General features: G+C 69.5%; 14 protein-coding genes. 7 read left to right on the top strand and 7 right to left on the bottom strand.

Going from position 1 to position 17329, the window contains the following annotated elements; translation table 11 throughout:
* Nucleotides 1–104: 104 nt before the first annotated feature.
* The 6 genes from HHL11_RS13065 to HHL11_RS13090 all read right to left on the bottom strand — a co-directional run bounded on the left by HHL11_RS13065 (nucleotide 105) and on the right by HHL11_RS13090 (nucleotide 8171).
* Nucleotides 105–1238: a hybrid sensor histidine kinase/response regulator gene (locus tag HHL11_RS13065; protein ID WP_169418796.1), complete on the bottom strand. Its 1134-nt coding sequence runs from the start codon at nucleotides 1236–1238 to the stop codon at nucleotides 105–107.
* Complete coding sequence (locus HHL11_RS13070; protein WP_169418797.1) at nucleotides 1238–1831, bottom strand: chemotaxis protein CheB; 594 nt, start codon at nucleotides 1829–1831, stop codon at nucleotides 1238–1240. Before HHL11_RS13070 ends, HHL11_RS13065 begins: the two co-directional genes overlap by 1 nt.
* A complete protein-coding gene (locus tag HHL11_RS13075) occupies nucleotides 1828–2649 on the bottom strand; it encodes a CheR family methyltransferase (RefSeq protein ID WP_342593211.1) in 822 nt (273 codons plus the stop codon). Before HHL11_RS13075 ends, HHL11_RS13070 begins: the two co-directional genes overlap by 4 nt.
* On the bottom strand, nucleotides 2646–6113 hold the full coding sequence (locus HHL11_RS13080) for a response regulator (protein WP_169418799.1): 3468 nt from the start codon (nucleotides 6111–6113) through the stop codon (nucleotides 2646–2648). The genes HHL11_RS13075 and HHL11_RS13080 overlap by 4 nt, the downstream gene beginning before the upstream one ends.
* A gap of 92 nt (nucleotides 6114–6205) precedes the next feature.
* A complete protein-coding gene (locus HHL11_RS34830; protein ID WP_205964271.1) occupies nucleotides 6206–7138 on the bottom strand; it encodes an SEL1-like repeat protein in 933 nt (310 codons plus the stop codon).
* 127 nt (nucleotides 7139–7265) lie between these two features.
* Nucleotides 7266–8171, bottom strand: coding sequence for an alpha/beta fold hydrolase (locus HHL11_RS13090; protein ID WP_169418800.1), 906 nt, complete (start codon nucleotides 8169–8171; stop codon nucleotides 7266–7268).
* Between the two features lie 82 nt (nucleotides 8172–8253).
* Between HHL11_RS13090 and HHL11_RS13095 the strand changes: the two genes are divergently transcribed.
* From HHL11_RS13095 to HHL11_RS13110, 4 genes are all read left to right on the top strand, one after another.
* Entirely contained in the window at nucleotides 8254–9957 is a 1704-nt protein-coding gene (locus HHL11_RS13095) for an acetate--CoA ligase (RefSeq protein ID WP_169418801.1), read from the top strand.
* Entirely contained in the window at nucleotides 9954–10922 is a 969-nt protein-coding gene (locus tag HHL11_RS13100; RefSeq protein ID WP_169418802.1) for a hypothetical protein, read from the top strand. The genes HHL11_RS13095 and HHL11_RS13100 overlap by 4 nt, the downstream gene beginning before the upstream one ends.
* Nucleotides 10915–11592, top strand: coding sequence for a DUF1345 domain-containing protein (locus HHL11_RS13105; RefSeq protein ID WP_169418803.1), 678 nt, complete (start codon nucleotides 10915–10917; stop codon nucleotides 11590–11592). Before HHL11_RS13100 ends, HHL11_RS13105 begins: the two co-directional genes overlap by 8 nt.
* A 113-nt stretch (nucleotides 11593–11705) precedes the next feature.
* Entirely contained in the window at nucleotides 11706–12416 is a 711-nt protein-coding gene (locus HHL11_RS13110) for a hypothetical protein (RefSeq protein ID WP_169418804.1), read from the top strand.
* Nucleotide 12417: 1 nt separating this feature from the next.
* On the opposite strand, the gene HHL11_RS13115 is transcribed toward HHL11_RS13110, so the two are convergent.
* The gene (locus tag HHL11_RS13115; protein ID WP_169418805.1) at nucleotides 12418–13818 is read right to left on the bottom strand and encodes a sulfatase-like hydrolase/transferase; all 1401 of its coding nucleotides are present in this window, start codon (nucleotides 13816–13818) and stop codon (nucleotides 12418–12420) included.
* Nucleotides 13819–14000: 182 nt separating this feature from the next.
* Here HHL11_RS13115 and HHL11_RS13120 point away from each other — a divergent pair, with 182 nt between their 5' ends.
* From HHL11_RS13120 to HHL11_RS13130, 3 genes are all read left to right on the top strand, one after another.
* Nucleotides 14001–15065 (top strand): aldo/keto reductase, encoded by a 1065-nt coding sequence (locus HHL11_RS13120; RefSeq protein WP_169418806.1) that lies wholly within the window; start codon nucleotides 14001–14003, stop codon nucleotides 15063–15065.
* A 4-nt stretch (nucleotides 15066–15069) separates the two neighbouring features.
* Complete coding sequence (locus tag HHL11_RS13125) at nucleotides 15070–15564, top strand: aminoacyl-tRNA deacylase (RefSeq protein ID WP_169418807.1); 495 nt, start codon at nucleotides 15070–15072, stop codon at nucleotides 15562–15564.
* Nucleotides 15565–15662: 98 nt separating this feature from the next.
* Entirely contained in the window at nucleotides 15663–17324 is a 1662-nt protein-coding gene (locus HHL11_RS13130; protein WP_169418808.1) for an L-lactate permease, read from the top strand.
* The last annotated feature ends 5 nt before the right edge of the window (nucleotides 17325–17329 follow it).

Here is a 17329-nt window from a genome sequence, read left to right on the forward strand (position 1 = left end):
TCGCAAAGGTTTCGCAAAGGTCGCAAAAGAAATCCAAATTCAATTGGATGTCCTTTTGCGACCTTTGCGTGCTTTTGCGTCTTTTGCGTCCGGCAGTTTTGACTTCAAGCCGCCGCCGATCCCGGCAAAGGCAGATAGAGAGTGAACGTGGCTCCTTCGCCGAGGGCGCTGGCGACTTCCAGGCGGCCGCGGTGGGATTCGGCGATCTGGCGGGCGATGAACAGGCCCAGGCCCAGCCCGGGAACCGACTGCGCGCTCTCGGCGCGCTCGAACTGCTGGAACACCCGCTCCTGGTCGGCCGGGGCGATGCCCATGCCCTGGTCGCGCACCGAGAGCAGGGCGCGGCCTTCGCCGGCGCTGGCCGTCACGGCGATCGGCTTGCCCTGGCCGTAGCGCAAGGCGTTGGTCAGCAGGTTGGTGATGACCTGCTCGATGCGGAATTCGTCGCCTTCCAGCGGCAGCGCCTCGGGCGCGTCCAGCACCAGCTGCACGCCGGTGGCCGCCGCCTGCTCGGAGATGGTTTCCACGGTCCGCCGTGCCAGTTGCGCCAGGTCGAACGGGCCCGGGCTCATGGCCAGGCGGCCGGTGCGCAGCCGCGACACGTCCAGCATGTCGTCCAGCAGCCGGATCATGCTGCGGATCTGGCGCTCGTCGCGCTCCACGGTGCGCAGCATGGCGGCGCGGTCCGGCGCGGCCGGGCCGGACAGCATCTTGCGCCGCACCTGGGCCTGCAGGTAGACGGAGTTGAGCGGGTTGCGCAGCTCGTGCGAGACCATGGACATGAAGTCGTCGCGCATGGCCACGGCGCGCTGCAGCTCCGCGTGGGTGGCCTGCAGTTCCTGGCGCTGGCGGAACAGTTCCACGAACACGTTGACCTTGCCGCGCACGGCCACCGAATCGAGCGGCTTGTAGAGGAAGTCGACCGCGCCCGTTTCATAGCCGCGGAAGGCGTAGTTCAGCTCGCGGCCGGCGGCGCTGACGAACACGATCGGGATGTTGCGGGTGCGCTCGGTGCCGCGCATCAGTTCGGCCAGCTCGAAGCCGTTCATGACCGGCATCTGGACGTCCAGGATGGCCAGCGCGAACGGGTGCTCCAGCATCAGCGACAGCGCTTCCTCGCCCGAGCGGGCCTGGAAGATGCGCCGGCCCGGCTGGCGGATCAAGGCTTCCAGGGCGACCAGGTTGTCCTGCAGGTCGTCGACCAGCAGCACGTTGACGTCGGGGGAGGCAGCGCTCATCAGCGGATCACCGTTTGCAGCAGGCGGGCAAGCCCCGCCAGGGGAAGGACGTAGTGGGGGTGGGCGGCGGCGATGGCCGCCAGCGGCATGGTGGAATGCGCCGCCTCGGCCGGGTCCTGCGCGGCGCACAGGCCGCCGGCGGCCTTGATGGCCGCCAGGCCGTTGGCGCCGTCCTCGTTGGCGCCCGTCAGCACGAGGCCGGCGGCGCGCTCGCCGTAGACGTCCGCGCAGGATTCCATCAGCACGTCGATGGAAGGGCGCGAGTAGTGCACGGGCGGATCGCAGCTGAGCGCGAAAGTCCGGTCGTCTTCCACCAGCAGATGGTAGCCGGGTGGCGCGAAGTAGAGCGTGCCCGGCCGCACCGGGGCGCCGGGCTGGGCTTCGCTGGTGGGCACGTCGAGCCGGGCGGAGAACACTTCCACCAGCCGGCTGGCGTGGTCTTCCGGCAGGTGCAGCACCACGACCACCGCGGCGTTCATGGGCGGCCGCAGCACGGTCAGCAGCGACAGCAGCGCGTCGATGCCGCCGGCCGAAGCGCCGATGGCCACGACTTCCGCGCGGGCCTGGAAGTCGGCGGGCAGCTCGATCCTCATGGGCCCACCCGCCGGTAGATGCGATCCGGCTTGCTCACCGGCTCGAAGTCCTGGCCATGGGCCGAAAACTCCAGCGTCTCGCGCGAGCCCAGGCCCAGGAAGCCGCGGCGCGACAGCGACTCGTGGAACAGGCCCAGCGCGCGGTCCTGCAGCTTGCGGTTGAAGTAGATCAGCACGTTGCGGCAGGAGATGAGCTGGGTTTCGGAGAACACGGCATCGGTGGCGAGGCTGTGGTCCGCGAAGGTGATGCTGTCACGCAATCCCTTGTCCAGCAAGGCGCCGCCGTAGGCCGCCGTGTAGTAGTCGCTGAAGGAGCGGGTGCCGCCGGCGCGCTGGTAGTTGCGCGTGAACCCCTGCATCTGGTCCAGCGCGAAGATGCCCTGGCGCGCCCGGTCCAGCGACGCATGGTTGATGTCGGTGGCGTAGAGGATGGTGCGCGCCAGCAGGTCTTCCTCCTGCAGCAGGATGGCGAGCGAATAGGCTTCCTCGCCGGTGCTGCAGCCGGCCACCCAGACCTTCAGCGACGGGTAGGTCTTGAGCACCGGCACCACGTGGCGGCGCAGCGCCAGGTAGTACGGCGGGTCGCGGAACATCTCGCTGACCGGCACCGTCAGGTACTGCAGCAGGATCGCGAACTCGCTGGCGTCGTGCAGCACGCGCTCCTGCAGCGCCGACACCGAAGGCGCGCCCATCTTCTGCTGCGCCCCCAGCACGCGCCGCTTCAGCGAAGCCGGCGCGTAGTCGCGGAAGTCGTGCCCGTAACGCAGGAACACCGCCTCCACCAGCAGGCGGATCTCGATATCCGCGACCGAGCTCACGCCAGCCGCTCCATCTTCGGCATCCACACCCGCATCAGCGAGAACAGGCGCTCCAGCTCGATCGGCTTGGCGAGGTAGTCGTTGGCGCCGGCGTCCAGGCATTTCTGCTGGTCTTCCTTCATCGCCTTGGCGGTGACGGCGATGATCGGCAGCTTGGCCCAGCGCGGGTCCTTGCGGATTTCGCGGGTGGCGGTGTAGCCGTCCATCTCCGGCATCATCACGTCCATCAGCACTAGGTCCACGTCGGACGCGCCGTCGTGCAGCTTGTCCAGCGCTTCCACGCCATTGCGCGCCACTTCCACCGCCGCGCCCTTCTGCTCCAGCGCGGAAGTGAGCGCGAAGATGTTGCGCATGTCGTCGTCCACCACCAGGATGCGCCGGCCCTCGAAGGCCTTGTCGCGGCTGCGCGCCGTGCGCAGCATCTTCTGGCGCTCGGCGGACAGCTGGTTTTCCACGCGGTGCAGGAACAGCGTCACTTCGTCCAGCAGGCGCTCGGGCGAGCGAGCACCCTTGATGATGATCGAGCGCGAGTAGCGCAGCAGCTCCGCCTCTTCGTCGCGCGTCAGGTTGCGCCCGGTGTAGACGATCACCGGCGGGAAGGAGCGGCTCTCGCCGCTGGCCATGCGGCGCAGCAGCTCCTGGCCGGTCATGTCCGGCAGCTTCAGGTCGATGATCATCACGTCGAACACCGACTCCGCCAGCGCCTGCAAGGCCTGCCGTCCTTCGGAGACGGGAACGATCTCGACGTCGCCGTCGCCGATCAGCCGCATCACGCTTTCCTGCTGGCGCGGGTCGTCCTCCACCAGCAGCACGCGCTTGACCTTCTGGCTCAGCTTGGATTCGAGCCGGTCGAACACCTCGTGCAGCTGTTCGCGGCTGGCGGGCTTGCGTGCGTAGCCGATGGCGCCCAGGTGCATCGCGGTTTCCACCCGGTCTTCCACCGAGATCACGTGCACCGGCACGTGGCGCGTGCGCGCGTCTTCCTTCAGCCGCTGCAGCACGGACAGGCCCGAGTCGTCCGGCAGGCGCATGTCCAGCAGCACGGCATCGGGCAGGTGCTGCAGGGCGACGGTCGCGCCTTCGTCGGCGTCCTGCGCCACCAGGCAGCGGTAGCCCAGCTCGTGGGCCAGGTCGAACAGGATGCGCGCGAAGGGCAGGTCGTCCTCCACCACCAGCACCGTGCGGCGATCGCCGGCCGGCTGCTCGCGGTCGTCGCCGAAGGGCGCGCGCGTGACGGCGGGCGTGGAAGCAGGCACGGCCGCCGGCGGGGCAGGGCGCGCGGCGGGCGGCGCCATGGCCACCGGCGGCTGCGCCAGGCCGGCGCGATATTCCAGCGGCAGGATCAGCGTGAAGGTGCTGCCCACGCCGGGCACGCTGGACAGCGTGATGTTGCCGCCCAGGAGGCGCGCGAGGTCGCGCGAGATCGACAGGCCCAGGCCGGTGCCACCGAAGCGCCGGCTGACCGTGCCGTCGGCCTGGCGGAAGGCCTCGAAGATGGCTTCCTGCTGCGAGGGCTCGATGCCGATGCCGCTGTCCCGCACCTCGAAGGCGAGCGAATCGCCGCTGCTGCGCGTGACGTGCAGCGCCACGGTGCCGCGCTCGGTGAACTTCAGCGCGTTGCTCACCAGGTTGCGCAGGATCTGCTCCAGGCGCTGGCGGTCGGTGTACAGCGTGGCCGGCACGTCGCTGGCGATCCGCAGGTCCAGCTGCAGGCCCTTGCGCGTGGCGAGCGGCTCGAACATGCCTTTCAGGCCTCCGCCCAGCGCGGCCACCGGCGTCACCTCCGGCCGCACTTCCAGCTTGCCGGCCTCGACCTTCGCGATGTCCAGGATGTCGTTGATCAGGTTCAGCAGGTCGTTGCCGGCGTTGTAGATCGAGTCGGCGAACTTGACCTGTTCCTCGCTGAGGTTGCCCTGCGGGTTGTCCGCGAGCAGGCGTGCGAGGATCAGCGAGCTGTTCAGCGGCGTGCGCAGCTCGTGCGACATGTTGGCCAGGAACTCGCTCTTGTAGCGGCTGGCGCGCTGCAGCTCCTGCGCGCGGTCTTCCAGCGCCGTCTGCGCGACGCGCAGGTCGTCGCGCTGCTTCTCCAGGCGCTCGGCCTGTTCGCCCAGCTGCACGTTGGTCTGTTCCAGCTCCGCCTGCTGGCTTTCCAGGTGGGCCTGCGACTCCTTCAGCGCGCGCGACTGCTCTTCGAGTTCCTCGTTGGCGGTGCGCAGTTCCTCCTGCTGCACCTGCAGTTCCTCATTGAGCTGCTGCGTTTCCTCCAGCATGTCGCCGAGGCGCTTGCGATAACGCGCCGATTCGATGGACGCGGCGAGGATGCCGCCCGACGTCTCCAGCAGCTCGCGGTCGCGCGCTTCCAGCGCCCGCATCCAACCGAGTTCCACGATGCCGGCCAGCCGGCCTTCGTGGATCAGCGGGGCGATCAGCACGGAGCGGGCGGTCGTCTCGCCCAGCGCGGAGTTCACCCGCAGGTAGTCGGCGGGCACGCTTTCCAGCGCGATCGGCTTGCGCTGCGTCGCGCATTCGGCCAGCAAGGTGCGGCCGGCGGGGACGCGCTGGCCCGTGCCTTCGGCGTCCGCCGGCCAGCCGAAGGTGGCGGCGCGCAGGAAGTTGAGGCCTTCGTCCACGGTGTAGAGCGCGCCGACATTGCAACCCAGGTAGCGGGACAGCCCTTCCAGGGCCGCGTGGCCCACGCCCTGCAGCTCCTGCTCGCGGGCGAGGCGCTCGGACAGCTGCGACTGGCCTTCGCGCAGCCAGGCCTGCGCCTGCAAGACTTCGGCCTGGTTGCGCTGTTCGGCCAGGGCCGTCTCGAAGGTGTCGGACAGGCCCAGCAGGTCGCGCCGGCCGCGCCAGGCCAGCACGCTGCCCACGGTCAGCATCAGCAGCACGAAGGCGGTCGCGGTCCAGACGGTGTTCTGGTTGGCGGTGTCGGTGCGGTCCTGGCGCAGCACGCGTTCCGTTTCCAGCAACTGGTCGTATTCGTTGCGGACGGCGTCCTTCAGCTGCTTGCCCTGGTCGGCGGCGGCGCCGATCTGGTACGTGGGCTCGGTCCGCTTGCGCGCGATCTGCGCCGCGGCGTAGGCGTTCCAGCGCTTCTGCAGCGCCTGGATGCGGTCGATGCGGTCGGTCTGCTGGGGGTTGTCGGCGACCATCGCGCGCAGCCGGTCGCGTTCGGTGTCCATCGAGGCCAGGCCCTGCTGGTAAGGCTCCAGGAAGGGCTCGGTGCCGGCCAGCAGGTAGCCGCGCAGCCCGGTCTCCATGTCCAGGTCCAGCTTCTGCAGCGCATAGGCGCGGGCGATGACGAGGTCGCTGTGTTCGACCCAGCGCATCGCGTTCATCAGGTAGGCGATCAGGCCGACGAACACGGCGGCGCTGAGCACGCCCAATACCAGCGGCAGGGCGACGTTGCGCGTGAGGATCCGGCGGAAGCCGGTGGGATCTTGGGAGGTTTTCTCGGACATCCGGCGGCGGGCCATGAAACGGCCAGCCGCCGAGTGTGCGGCAATCTTTTTAGCTCAGGCGTAGGAGAACAGCGCGTCTCCCGAGCAGGGCCTTAGCGCGAGGCGGCGGTCATCCGCCCTTGCGCCGCGCCCAGCTTGGCCTGCGCGGTACGGCTGCCCAGGTTGGCGGCGCGTTGCAGCCACCTCACGGCGAGCGTGGCATCGGGCGGCACGCTGGCGCCTTCAAGGTAGGCGACGCCCAGGAAATAGCACATCTCCATGCGGCCGAAGCGGATGCCTTCCTCGGTGGACTTGCCCGAGCGCTTGACGATCATCGGCACGTCGCCGGCGCCGTTGGCGAAGGACTGCATCTGGTCGATGGTGCGGGTGAAGAAGCGGTCGCGCGAAGCCGCGGCGGCCGTCTTGTCCGGCATCTGCGCCACCAGTTCGTCGGCCAGGATGGGCAGCACCTCGAAGGGCGTCATGCCGCCCCGGGTGCGCGGCGAATACCAGGCGTGCAGCATGGCGCGATCGAGCGGCAGCAGGCCGTCCACCTTGGTCGGGAAATAGGACAGCACGGTCTTGCCGGCCGGATGGCCGCGCACGCCCATGACGTGCATGGACTCGTGGTAGGCGCAGCGCCAGGCGTCGCGGCTGCGCATCTGCATGGCCGCCGAGTCGATCTTCGTCTCGGTCTGGAAGTTCAGGTAGGTGACGCAGGGCTGGTTGTCTTCCAGCTGGCTGTCCGGAACGATCTCGACGCTGACGTTCGCCACCTGGGCGGCATCCGGCCGGTCGCTGACGTCGACCAGCTTGACGCCAGCCTCGGCCGCGACGTCGCGCAGAGCCTGCAGGGTGTGCTGCTTGTGCTGGGCCAGGTTCACGCCGAAGATGCGGACCCTCATGTCCTGCTCCCAGCGGACGAGGCGCGTGGGCGTGCCGCTCTGGTGCCACAGCACCTCCCACATGGTGCCCATGCCCTGGTCGAACTCATCGGCCTGCGCCAGACACGGACCTGCCACCGCGGCCGCGAGAAGGGCCGCCACACCCGACTTCCACATATGAGGACTACCCCTGCTGACTCGAAGATGTCCGACTATGGGGTAGGACAGCTCCTACGGCAAGGGCTGTTACGGGGGTGTCGCCGTGTAGCGCAACCCCAACCGGAAAATTTCACGCTTCCAGGAAGGCTTCGAGGAGTTGCGCCAATTGCTCAGGCTGGTCGTGGTGCAGCATGTGGCCGGCGTCGTCGACCCGCGCGACGCGGTGGTCGGCCACGTTCTTCAACCGTTCGTGGTACTCCGCCAACGTGTAGCGGCCTTTCCACCAGCCCTCCAGGCTGTCGTCGCCGGCTTCCACCGCCAGCAGCGGCGCCTGGATCGCTCGGTACAGCGCCAGTACTTCGTCCACGCGGTACAGGCTGGCGTTGACGATCTTGTGGGCGGCGTCGCCCAGGATGCGCCAGCGGCCGTCCGCCTCCCGCCGCGCCCAGTGCTGCGCGAGCCAGTCGGCCTTGGCTTGCGGCAGGCGCCTGTTCGTCTTCATCAGGCGCGCGGCGACGCCGTCCAGGCTGTCGTAGGACTGCAGGTCCAGCTCGCCGCGGTGGAAGGCCTTGAGCTGGGCTATCCACTGCGCGTAGCGCTTGGGCGCCTGTTCGGGCTGCGTGGCCGCCATGCCGAAGCCTTCGAGGTTGACGAGGCGGCGGATGCGCTCGGCCCGCGCGCCCGCATACAGCATCGCGATGTTGCCGCCCATGCTGTGGCCCACCAGGTCCACGGGCTGCGCGCCGGCGTAGTGATCGAGCAGGAAGTCGAGGTCGGCCAGGTAGTCCGGGAACCAGTAGTTGTCGGTCGGCGGCAATTCGGTGAGCCCGAAGCCGCGCCAGTCCGGCGCGATGACGTAGTGGTCGCGGGCGAAGGCATCGACCATGAACTGCCAGGAAGCCGCCACGTCCATCCAGCCGTGCACCAGGACCAGCGGCGTGCGGCCCGGCGCCGGCTCGCCCCACAGGCGCACGTGATAGCGCAGGTTGCGGATGGCGACGAACTCGCTGCGGGATGCTTTCCGGGCCGGGTACATGGGCGTGACTATAGGCTGCGCGGCAACGGGTCTCCTAGAATCGCCGCACCCTGGTGACACACCACGCGAGGAGGCGGGCGACATGGCGATGAGGGACGACTGGGCGGCTCTGCACCGCGGTTTCGGCTGGCAGGTGCCGGCAGGCTTCAACATCGCGCAGGCCTGCTGCGGCCGCTGGGCGGCGCGGCCGGATGCGGCGCAGCGCGTCGCGATCGTGGACCACGGCAGCGGCGCGACCCTGAGCTACGCCGCCTTGCAGCGCGAAGCCCATGCCATGAGCCGGCTGCTGTCCAAACTCGGCGTGCAACGCGGCGACCGCGTGGCCATCGTGATGCCGCAGCGCTTCGAGACCGCCATCGCTTACATGGCGGTGCTGCAGATGGGCGCGGTGGCGATGCCCTTGTCGATGCTGTTCGGCCCCGACGCGCTGGAGTACCGGCTGCAGGACAGCGAGGCGGTGGTGGCGCTCTGCGACGAGAGCTCGATCGCCAACATCGCGCAGGTGCGGGCGCAATGCCCCGCGCTGCGCACGGTGGTCGGCGTGGGCGCGGCTTCCGCCGACTTGTCCTGGGAGGCGCAGCGTGAACAGCTGGCGCCGGAGTTCGTGCCGGTGGAGACGGCGGCCGACGACGGCGCGGTCCTGATCTACACCAGCGGCACGACCGGGCCGCCGAAGGGCGCGCTCATTCCGCATCGGGCGCTGATTGGCAACCTGCCTGGCTTCGTGTGCAGCCAGAACTGGTTCGGTTTCGACGGTGGTGGCGAGAGCAGAGCGGTCTTCTGGTCCCCGGCCGACTGGGCGTGGACGGGCGGACTGATGGACGCCTTGCTCCCGACGCTCTACTTCGGCCGCGCCATCGTCGGCTGCAACGCGCGCTTCAGCCCGGAGCTGGCCTTCCAGCTGCTGGAGCAACGCGGCGTCACGCACACCTTCCTGTTTCCCACCGCGCTGAAGGCGATGATGAAAGCCTTCCCGCAGCCGCACGAACGCTTCGCGCTGCAGCTGCAGGCGATCATGAGCGCCGGCGAGGCGGTGGGCGACGCCGTGTTCGCATATTGCCGCGACCAGCTGGGCGTCGTGCCCAACGAGATGTTCGGCCAGACCGAGATCAACTACGTCGTGGGCAACTGCGCCATCCACTGGCCGGCCCGCGCGGGCAGCATGGGCCGGCCTTACCCGGGCCACCGCGTCGCCGTCATCGACGACGAAGGCAGGGAATGCCCGGCCGGCGTGCCGGGCGACGTGGCGGTGAACCGCTTCGACGTGCACGGCGACCCGGACCCGATCTTCTTCCTGGGCTACTGGAAGAACCCGGGGGCCACGCGCCGCAAGTACACCGGCGACTGGTGCCGCACTGGCGACCTCGCCACCCGCGACGCCGACGGCTACCTCTGGTACCAGGGCCGCGCCGACGACGTTTTCAAGGCGGCGGGCTACCGCATCGGCCCGAGCGAAATCGAGAACTGCCTGGTCAAGCACCCGGCGGTGGTCAATGCGGCGGTCGTGCCCAAGCCCGACCCCGATCGCGGCGCGCTGGTGAAGGCCTACGTGGTGCTGGCCCCGCAGGCCGCGCAGCAGCGGGCCGGTGGCGACGCCGCACGATTCGACGCGGAGCTGGTCGCGCAGTTGCAGCTACATGTGAAGGACAAGCTGGCGCCCTACGAGTACCCGAAGGAGATCGAGTTCATCGAGGCCTTGCCGATGACGACCACCGGCAAGGTGCAGCGCCGCGTGCTGCGGCTGCGCGAGGAAGAGCGCGCCCGCGCGGCCGGGGGCGCAGCATGAGCGCGGTGCGCGAGGGCATGCCGGCTTCAACGCTGCAGTCCGAGGCCATGCGCGCCTGGATCCCGGCGCTGCTGTTCGGGCTTCTGCTGGTGGAGTGGGCCTGGGGCTGGGATCCCACGGACACCGTCGCCGGCGTGTTCGGCCCGGGGAGCAACCGGAACGGATTCCACGAAATGGATTGGATCCGGCTGGTCTTCCTGCACAACGCCCTCCAGCCCGTCTACGTGGCACTGGCCGTGGGCGCGACCTGGCTGGCGCGCCATCACCTGCTGGTGCGGCATGCCATCGCGCCGCCGCTGCCGTGGATGGCCTGGGCCGCGCTTGCGTTCTACGCCGTCGCCCAGGCCGTCTGGCTCGCGCGGCGCTTCGGCCTGGAGTCGCTACCGCTGCCGCAGGCGATGGCGCTGAGCTATGCGACGGCGGTGGCCGCCCTGGCTTTCAAGGTCTGCGCCGCGGGCGCGGTGGGCCACGCTCTCGTCCGCGGCAGCGCCCAGGACCACGCGTGGGCGCCGACGCAGCCGCCTGACGTGGAGGCGACAGCGAGACCGCCCGCGCGCTGGGGCCTTGCGATGGTGGTCGCGGTCGCGCTCGCCCTGTATCCGCTGTTCCCGCTCTTCGACTACTTCTCCTTCCTGTCGCGGCTCTTCTTGGGGCTGGGTCCGGGAACCGCGCTGCTGCTGCGCAGCGGGGTCGCATTGATGCTCGCGTGGCTGCTCCTGCGGGTGCTGCAGCGGCGCGGCGTGGCGCAGCCGCCCGCCCGGGCCCGGCTCGCGCGCGCGGCGTTCATCGTGACCTGCGTGTTCCTGCTGCTTGCTCCGGTCGGCTTCATCCTGTCCGCCATTCCGTATGGCGGGGGCAATCTGCCGGACGAACTCCGGCTGCTGCCGGCGGCCGCGCAGCTGCTGGGCCTGCTGGCTTTCCTGCAACTGCTGCGCCGGCCCCGCACGGAGGCTGCGCATGGCTAAGGGCCATCTCGCGCTGCGGCTGTACCGCGGCCTGCGCGCGCGGCCGCGGCTGCTGGGCTCCATGGCCTTCGGCGTGCTCGTGTTCGTGCTCGCCAGGACCTTCTCGCCCTGGCGCGACGCCGGCTGCGCGCTGGTGGCCTGGAACGCGGGCGCCTTGCTGTACCTGGCCCTGGCCTGGGAATGGATGCGCGAAACGGACGTCAAGGCGATCCAGCAGCGCGCCATCGGCCAGGACGAAGGCCGCATCGCGATCCTGTCGGTGGTCGTGCTCGCGGCGGCGGCGATGCTGGTCGCGGTGGGCACGCAGCTCGGGCAGGCGCGCGACCTCCATGGGAGCGCGCGCGTGCTGCACGTGAGTTTCGCGGTGCTGACCATCGTGACGTCGTGGCTGTTCACGCAGGTGGTGTTCGCGCTGCACTATGCGCACGACTTCTACCTGTTGCGGCTGCGCGGCCAGAAGGACCCGCTCGACTTTCCCGGCACGCCGGACCCGAGCTACTTCGACTTCTTCCACTTCGCCTGCATCATCGGCACCTCGTCGCAGACGGCCGACATCACCTTCATGGGCCAGGCGCTGCGGCCGGTGGGCACGCTGCATTGCGTCGTCGCCTTCTTCTTCAACGCGAGCCTGATCGCGCTTTCGATCAACGTGGTGGCCGGCCTGCTGTAGGAAAGGTCCGTCGCCGCAAAGCAAAGCCGTCCCGCACGGCTGCGCTTGCACCTCGTTACCCTGCCGGCATGCGATTCGGATGGCGAGGTGCAGGATATTTCGGAGCCGGGCTCTTGCTCGGGGTGCTCGGCATGGGCCTGATGTTCGGGCCGCAGCTCGATCCTGCGACCACCGCGCGCCTGCTGGGCGCGTCGGACGAAACCGCCTCCGCGGCGACCCACGCTGCCGGCGCGGGACCGGCGGTGGCCGCCGCGTCGGCGCCCGCAGTCCCGCAGGCACCGTTCGCGCCAGTGGACGCGACGCCGACTTCCGCCACCAGCGAGAGCTACGCGGCTGCCAGGCAAGCCGTGGCCAATCTCCCGATTGCCGCGCAGGTGGCTTCGGTCCGCGAGACGGCGCCCAAGCGCGCGGCCAGCCGCGAAGCGGTCGCGCCGCCGGCAGAGCGCGAGGCGCTGCCACCGCCGGAGCGCGAGACCCTTGCCCGGCCGCCCGTGGATGCGATGGCCAGGCCGCCCGTGGAGCGCGAGGCTGTCATGCGCCCCTTCGTCGAGCGTGACCCGACCGCCAGGCCCGCGCCGGACACCACGGCCAGGCCGGCCGCCAGCGACACGGTCACTGCCGCCGATGCACCGGTGCGCCGCCCGCGTCCTGCGCCTGACGACGCGCAGCCGGCGAACACGATCCGCATCGCGCCGGAGCCGCCGCGCAATCCGCCGCCGGCGCCGCGCCAGGCGCAAAACGAAGACACGCCCACGGCCGCCACCGGCAGTGCGACGGGCAGCGCCACCGCCACCGACCCGGGTGGCGGCGAACCCCTCCAGTGATTCAGGGCTCGGGCACGCCCGCCAGCGTGACCGGCGGCGCCCAAAGCGCGTCGTAGAAGGCCGAGTGCCGCTGCAGGCTGGCCTGCGCGTTGCCGTCTTCGGCCAGCGACTGGCAGCGCACAGGCCCGAGCGCGGAGCAGCCCAGGCCGAAGCGGCCGTCCTGCAGCTGGAAGCCCAGCGCCGTGAGCAGCGTCGGCGCCAGGTCGAAGTGGTCGATGACGCGCCGGTTCGGCGCCAGCGCGCTGGCCGTGAGGATGCGGTTGTAGACCGAGCGGCGTGCGCCCTGCAGCTTGCGGCCCATGTCGCTGGCCGGCATGGTGAGGTGGTCGCCCGTCAGCACGACGTCGGTGCCGGCCAGCAGGCCCTCGGCCTGCGCCTGCTGCACGAAGCGGCGCACCAGCAGCGCGGTGCAGTCGACGGCGTCGCGGAAGTCGCCATGCGTGGCGGGGCAGGTGGGCGACAGATAGCCGCGCGGCGGGTGCATGCCGATGGTGAGGACCGTCAGGTTGAAGGGCTGCTTCGCCGCCGCCAGTGCGCGCAATTTCAGCAGCGCCTGCGTGAACAGCGCGTCGTCGTTGAGGCCCCATTCGTTCAGCAGCACCTCCGGGTCCTCAGCCACCCATTCATCGCGGCCCAGCACCTCGTCGTAGCCGTGCTGCAGCAGGAAATGGTCCTTGCCGGCGAACTGGCGGGCCGCGCCGCCCAGGAAGACCTGGTGGTAGCCGGCGTCCTTCAGCACGTCGCCCAGGCAGCGGGCCCGCGGCAGGAAGTTCGCGACGCTTTCACCCAGGTCGTTGGAGCCCAGGATGCCCAGCGGCTTCAGCGGCAGGCCGCACTGCGAGGACACCATGCCGGCGATGGTCCAGCCGGTGCCGGGCAGCTGGCGGAAATCGCTGAAGCTCAGGTTGTCGGCCGCCGGCAGGCCTGCCAGCGGGTCGACGCCGTAGGCGGTCTCCAGCGACTCGGCGTAGATCAGCACCAGGTTGCGCTTCTGCGCCGGAGCGACGGGCTGCGCCGGAGCGGCGTAGTGCGTGGCGATCCAGTCCTGGCCGGAGAAATCGGGCGGCTGCATCACGACGTCCGCGTGCACCGCCCAGCCACTGGCCAGCGTGAAGGCAAGCACCTGCCCGGGCCAGGTGAAGTAGCGCCGCTGCAGCCGGCCGACGCTGGCCAGCGCCAGGGTCAGCACCAGCGCATAGGCCAGCGGCGCCAGCACGCAGTTGCTGATGCCGTTGTGCACCAGGGCGCTGTCCGCCTTGACGAGCGCGCCGGGCGACTGCTGCAGGTGGTAGAGGATCTGGTCCAGGTCGACCCGGCCGAAGCGGCGGGCGAACCAGTTTCCGGTGCTCACGAGCACCGACAGGCCGTACAGCAGCAGGTAGCGGAAGACCCAGCCGGACATGCAGCCCATTCTGGTGAGCGAAAGTAACTCTGCTGTAAAGCGGGCGTTTCCGTCTCCTGAAGCAGGACCGTGAATTTGTTCCCAAATGTAGAGCCGGGCGGGCTTCCGACGCCGAAAGTTCGCTGCTGCCGGCCGGACGTGATAATGCCGGCCAGCTTTCCCCGTCGTCCCCTCCCAACTCCATGCAAGAACGAATCCAGCTCGGCCAGAGCGATCTCCGCGTCACCCGCATCTGCCTCGGCACCATGACTTTCGGCGAACAGGTCGCCGAACGCGATGCCCACGCCATCATGGACCGCGCCGTCGAGCGCGGCATCAACTTCCTGGACACCGCGGAGATGTACGCGGTGCCGGCGCGCAGGGAAACCTACGGCGCCACCGAAACCATCATCGGCAACTGGCTGGCCGCACGCCCCGGGCTGCGGCAGAAGCTGGTGCTCGCCACCAAGGTGGCCGGCCCTTCGCGCGGCATGCCCTGGGTGCGCCAGGGCTCGGGCATGACGCAGGAAGACATCGCCGCGTCCTGCGACGCCTCGCTGCGCCGCCTGAAGACCGACGTCATCGACCTGTACCAGATCCACTGGCCCGAGCGCAACGTGCCGGCCTTCGGCTCGATCTACTACGACCCCAAGCAGGAGCGCACCCAGACCACCATCCACCAGCAGCTGGAAGCGCTGGAGAAGCTGGTGCGCGCAGGCAAGGTCCGCTACATCGGCCTGTCGAACGAGACGCCCTATGGCGTGCACGAATTCGTGCGGCTCGCCGAGCAGTACCAGCTGCCGCGCATCGCCACCGTGCAGAACGTCTACTGCATGATCAGCCGCGCGCTGGAGAACGGCCTGGACGAGAGCATGTACCGCCTGGGCGTGTCGCTGCTGGCGTATTCGCCGCTGGGGTTCGGCCTGCTCACGGGCAAGTACGACGCGAGCGGCACCGAAGGCCCGGACGCGCCCAAGGGCGCGCGCATCTCCTCGTACGAGAGCGTGCGCAAGCAGCGCTGGGGCCGCCCCGGCGCGCTGGAAGCGGCGCGCCGCTACAACGCGCTGGCGCGCGAGCACGGCCTGACGCCCACGCGCATGGCGCTGGCCTGGTGCTACACCAAGTGGCAGGTGGCCAGCACCATCATCGGCGTCACCTCGCTGCCGCAATTGGACGAGGACCTGGACGCCTGGGGCACGACCCTGTCGCCCGAGCTGCTCGCGAAGATCGACGCGATCCGCTGGGAGCTGCGCGACCCGGCGGCCTGAGGCCATGGCACGCAAGGACCACGTCAGCGAAACGCCCGCCACCGCCTTCCTCAAGGCGAACGGCGTGGGCTTCACCGAGCATCCGTACGAGTACCTGGAGCACGGCGGGGCGCAGCACAGTGCAGCGGTGCTGGGTTTTGACCCGTTCACGGTGGTGAAGACGCTGGTGATGGAGGACGAGAAGGCGCGGCCGCTGATCGTGCTGATGCACGGCAACCGCACCGTCTCGACCAAGAACCTGGCGCGCCAGGCCGGCCTGAAGTCGGTGCAGCCCTGCAAGCCGGAGGTGGCCAACCGCCACAGCGGCTACCTGGTGGGCGGCACCTCGCCCTTCGCCACCCGCAAGCAGATGCCGGTGTACGTGGAGGAGAGCATCCTCGCCTTGCCGCGCATCGTGCTCAATGGCGGGCGGCGCGGCTACCTGGTCGGGATCGACCCGCAGGTGCTGGTGCAACTGCTGGTTGCGAAGCCGGTGAACTGCGCGCTCGACGAAACTTGAGCCCTTCCTGACCGTCGCCTGACTTTTCGCAGGTTGTCCCTCCTGACAGCCGTGATTGCCCGTGCTACACCGCGCGCACAACACAACAGGAGGCGACGATGACTTGGCAACAGGTGTACGACCCCATGCACAGCATGGTGCTCTCCACGCTGCTGGCGGCGATCCCCGTGGTCGTGATGCTGGTGGGACTCGGGTTCCTGCACATGAAGGCGCACTACGCGGCGCTGGCGGGCCTGGTGGCGGCGATCGTGATCGCGATCGTCGCCTACGGCATGCCGGCCGGCATGGCGGGGCGCGCGGCTTTCCTCGGTGGCATCACGGGCCTGCTGCCGATCGGCTGGATCGTGCTGAACATCATCTTCCTGCACCAGCTCACCGAGCGGAACGGCTCCTTCCAGGTGCTGCAGGATTCGATCGCCGGCATCACTGAGGACAGGCGGCTACAGCTGCTGCTGATCGCCTTCTCCTTCGGCGCCTTCTTCGAGGGCGCGGCGGGTTTCGGCACGCCGGTGGCGGTGACCGCCGCCATGCTGATCGGACTGGGCTTCTCGCCGCTGGCTGCCTCCGCGCTGTCGCTGATCGCGAACACCGCGCCGGTGGCCTACGGCGCGCTGGGCACGCCCATCATCACGCTGGCCGCGGTGCACGGCTACGACGTCAATGCGGTGTCGGCGATGGTGGGGCGCCAGCTGCCCTTCTTCTCGCTGCTGGTGCCGTTCTGGCTGATCTGGGCCTTCGCCGGCTTCCGCGGCATGCTGCAGGTGTGGCCGGCGATCCTGGTGACGGGCGTGTCCTTCGCGATCCCGCAGTTCGTCGTTTCCAACTACTTCGGCCCCTCGCTGGTGGACGTGATCGCCGCCGCGGTGTCCATGCTGTGCCTGGCGCTGTTCCTGAAGGCCTGGAAGCCGAAGGTGGTGTGGACCTCGGTGGTGCCGCGCGGCCGCGAGGCGGACGCCGGCGACGCGCCGCCGCCGCGGGCACGCGCGCAGCACCCGCGGGCCGCGGTGTGGCGCGCGTGGATGCCCTGGGCGTTGCTGGCCATCTTCGTGTTCCTGTGGGGCCTGCCGGTGGTGAAGACCTGGTTGAACGGCGTGTTCGCGCCGGCCTATCCGATCGGGGGCCTGCACAACATGATCGAGCGCGTGCCGCCGGTGGTGACGAAGAACACCAAGGAAGCCGCGGTCTACGCGTTCACGCTGCTGTCGGCCACCGGCACCGCGATCCTGTTCGCCGCGATCGTCGGCGGCCTGCTGGCGCGCTACAACCCGGTGCAACTGGTGCAGGTGTACGGCGCGACCTTCTGGAAAGTGCGCTATTCGCTGATGACGATCGCGCTGATGCTGGCGCTGGGCACGGTCACACGCTACTCGGGCCTGGACACGACCCTGGGCCTGGCCTTCGCCGCCAGCGGCGTGCTGTATCCCTTCTTCGGCACGCTCATGGGCTGGCTGGGGGTGGCGCTCACCGGCTCGGACACGGCGTCGAACGTGCTGTTCGGGGGCATGCAGAAGGTGGCCGCGGGCCAGCTCGGATTGCCGATCAACCTGATGGGCGCGGCCAACAGCTCGGGCGGCGTCATGGGCAAGATGATCGACGCGCAGTCCATCGTGGTCGCATCGACGGCCACGGGCTGGTTGAACAAGGAAGGCGAGATCCTGCGCTACGTGTTCTTCCACTCGCTGGCGCTCGCCGCGCTGGTCGGCATCCTGGTGATGCTGCAGGCCTACGTTCCGCCCTTCACGAACATGGTGATCCACTAGCCCGC

It is taken from the genome of Ramlibacter agri, assembly GCF_012927085.1.
Taxonomy (GTDB): Bacteria; Pseudomonadota; Gammaproteobacteria; order Burkholderiales; family Burkholderiaceae_C; genus Ramlibacter; species Ramlibacter agri.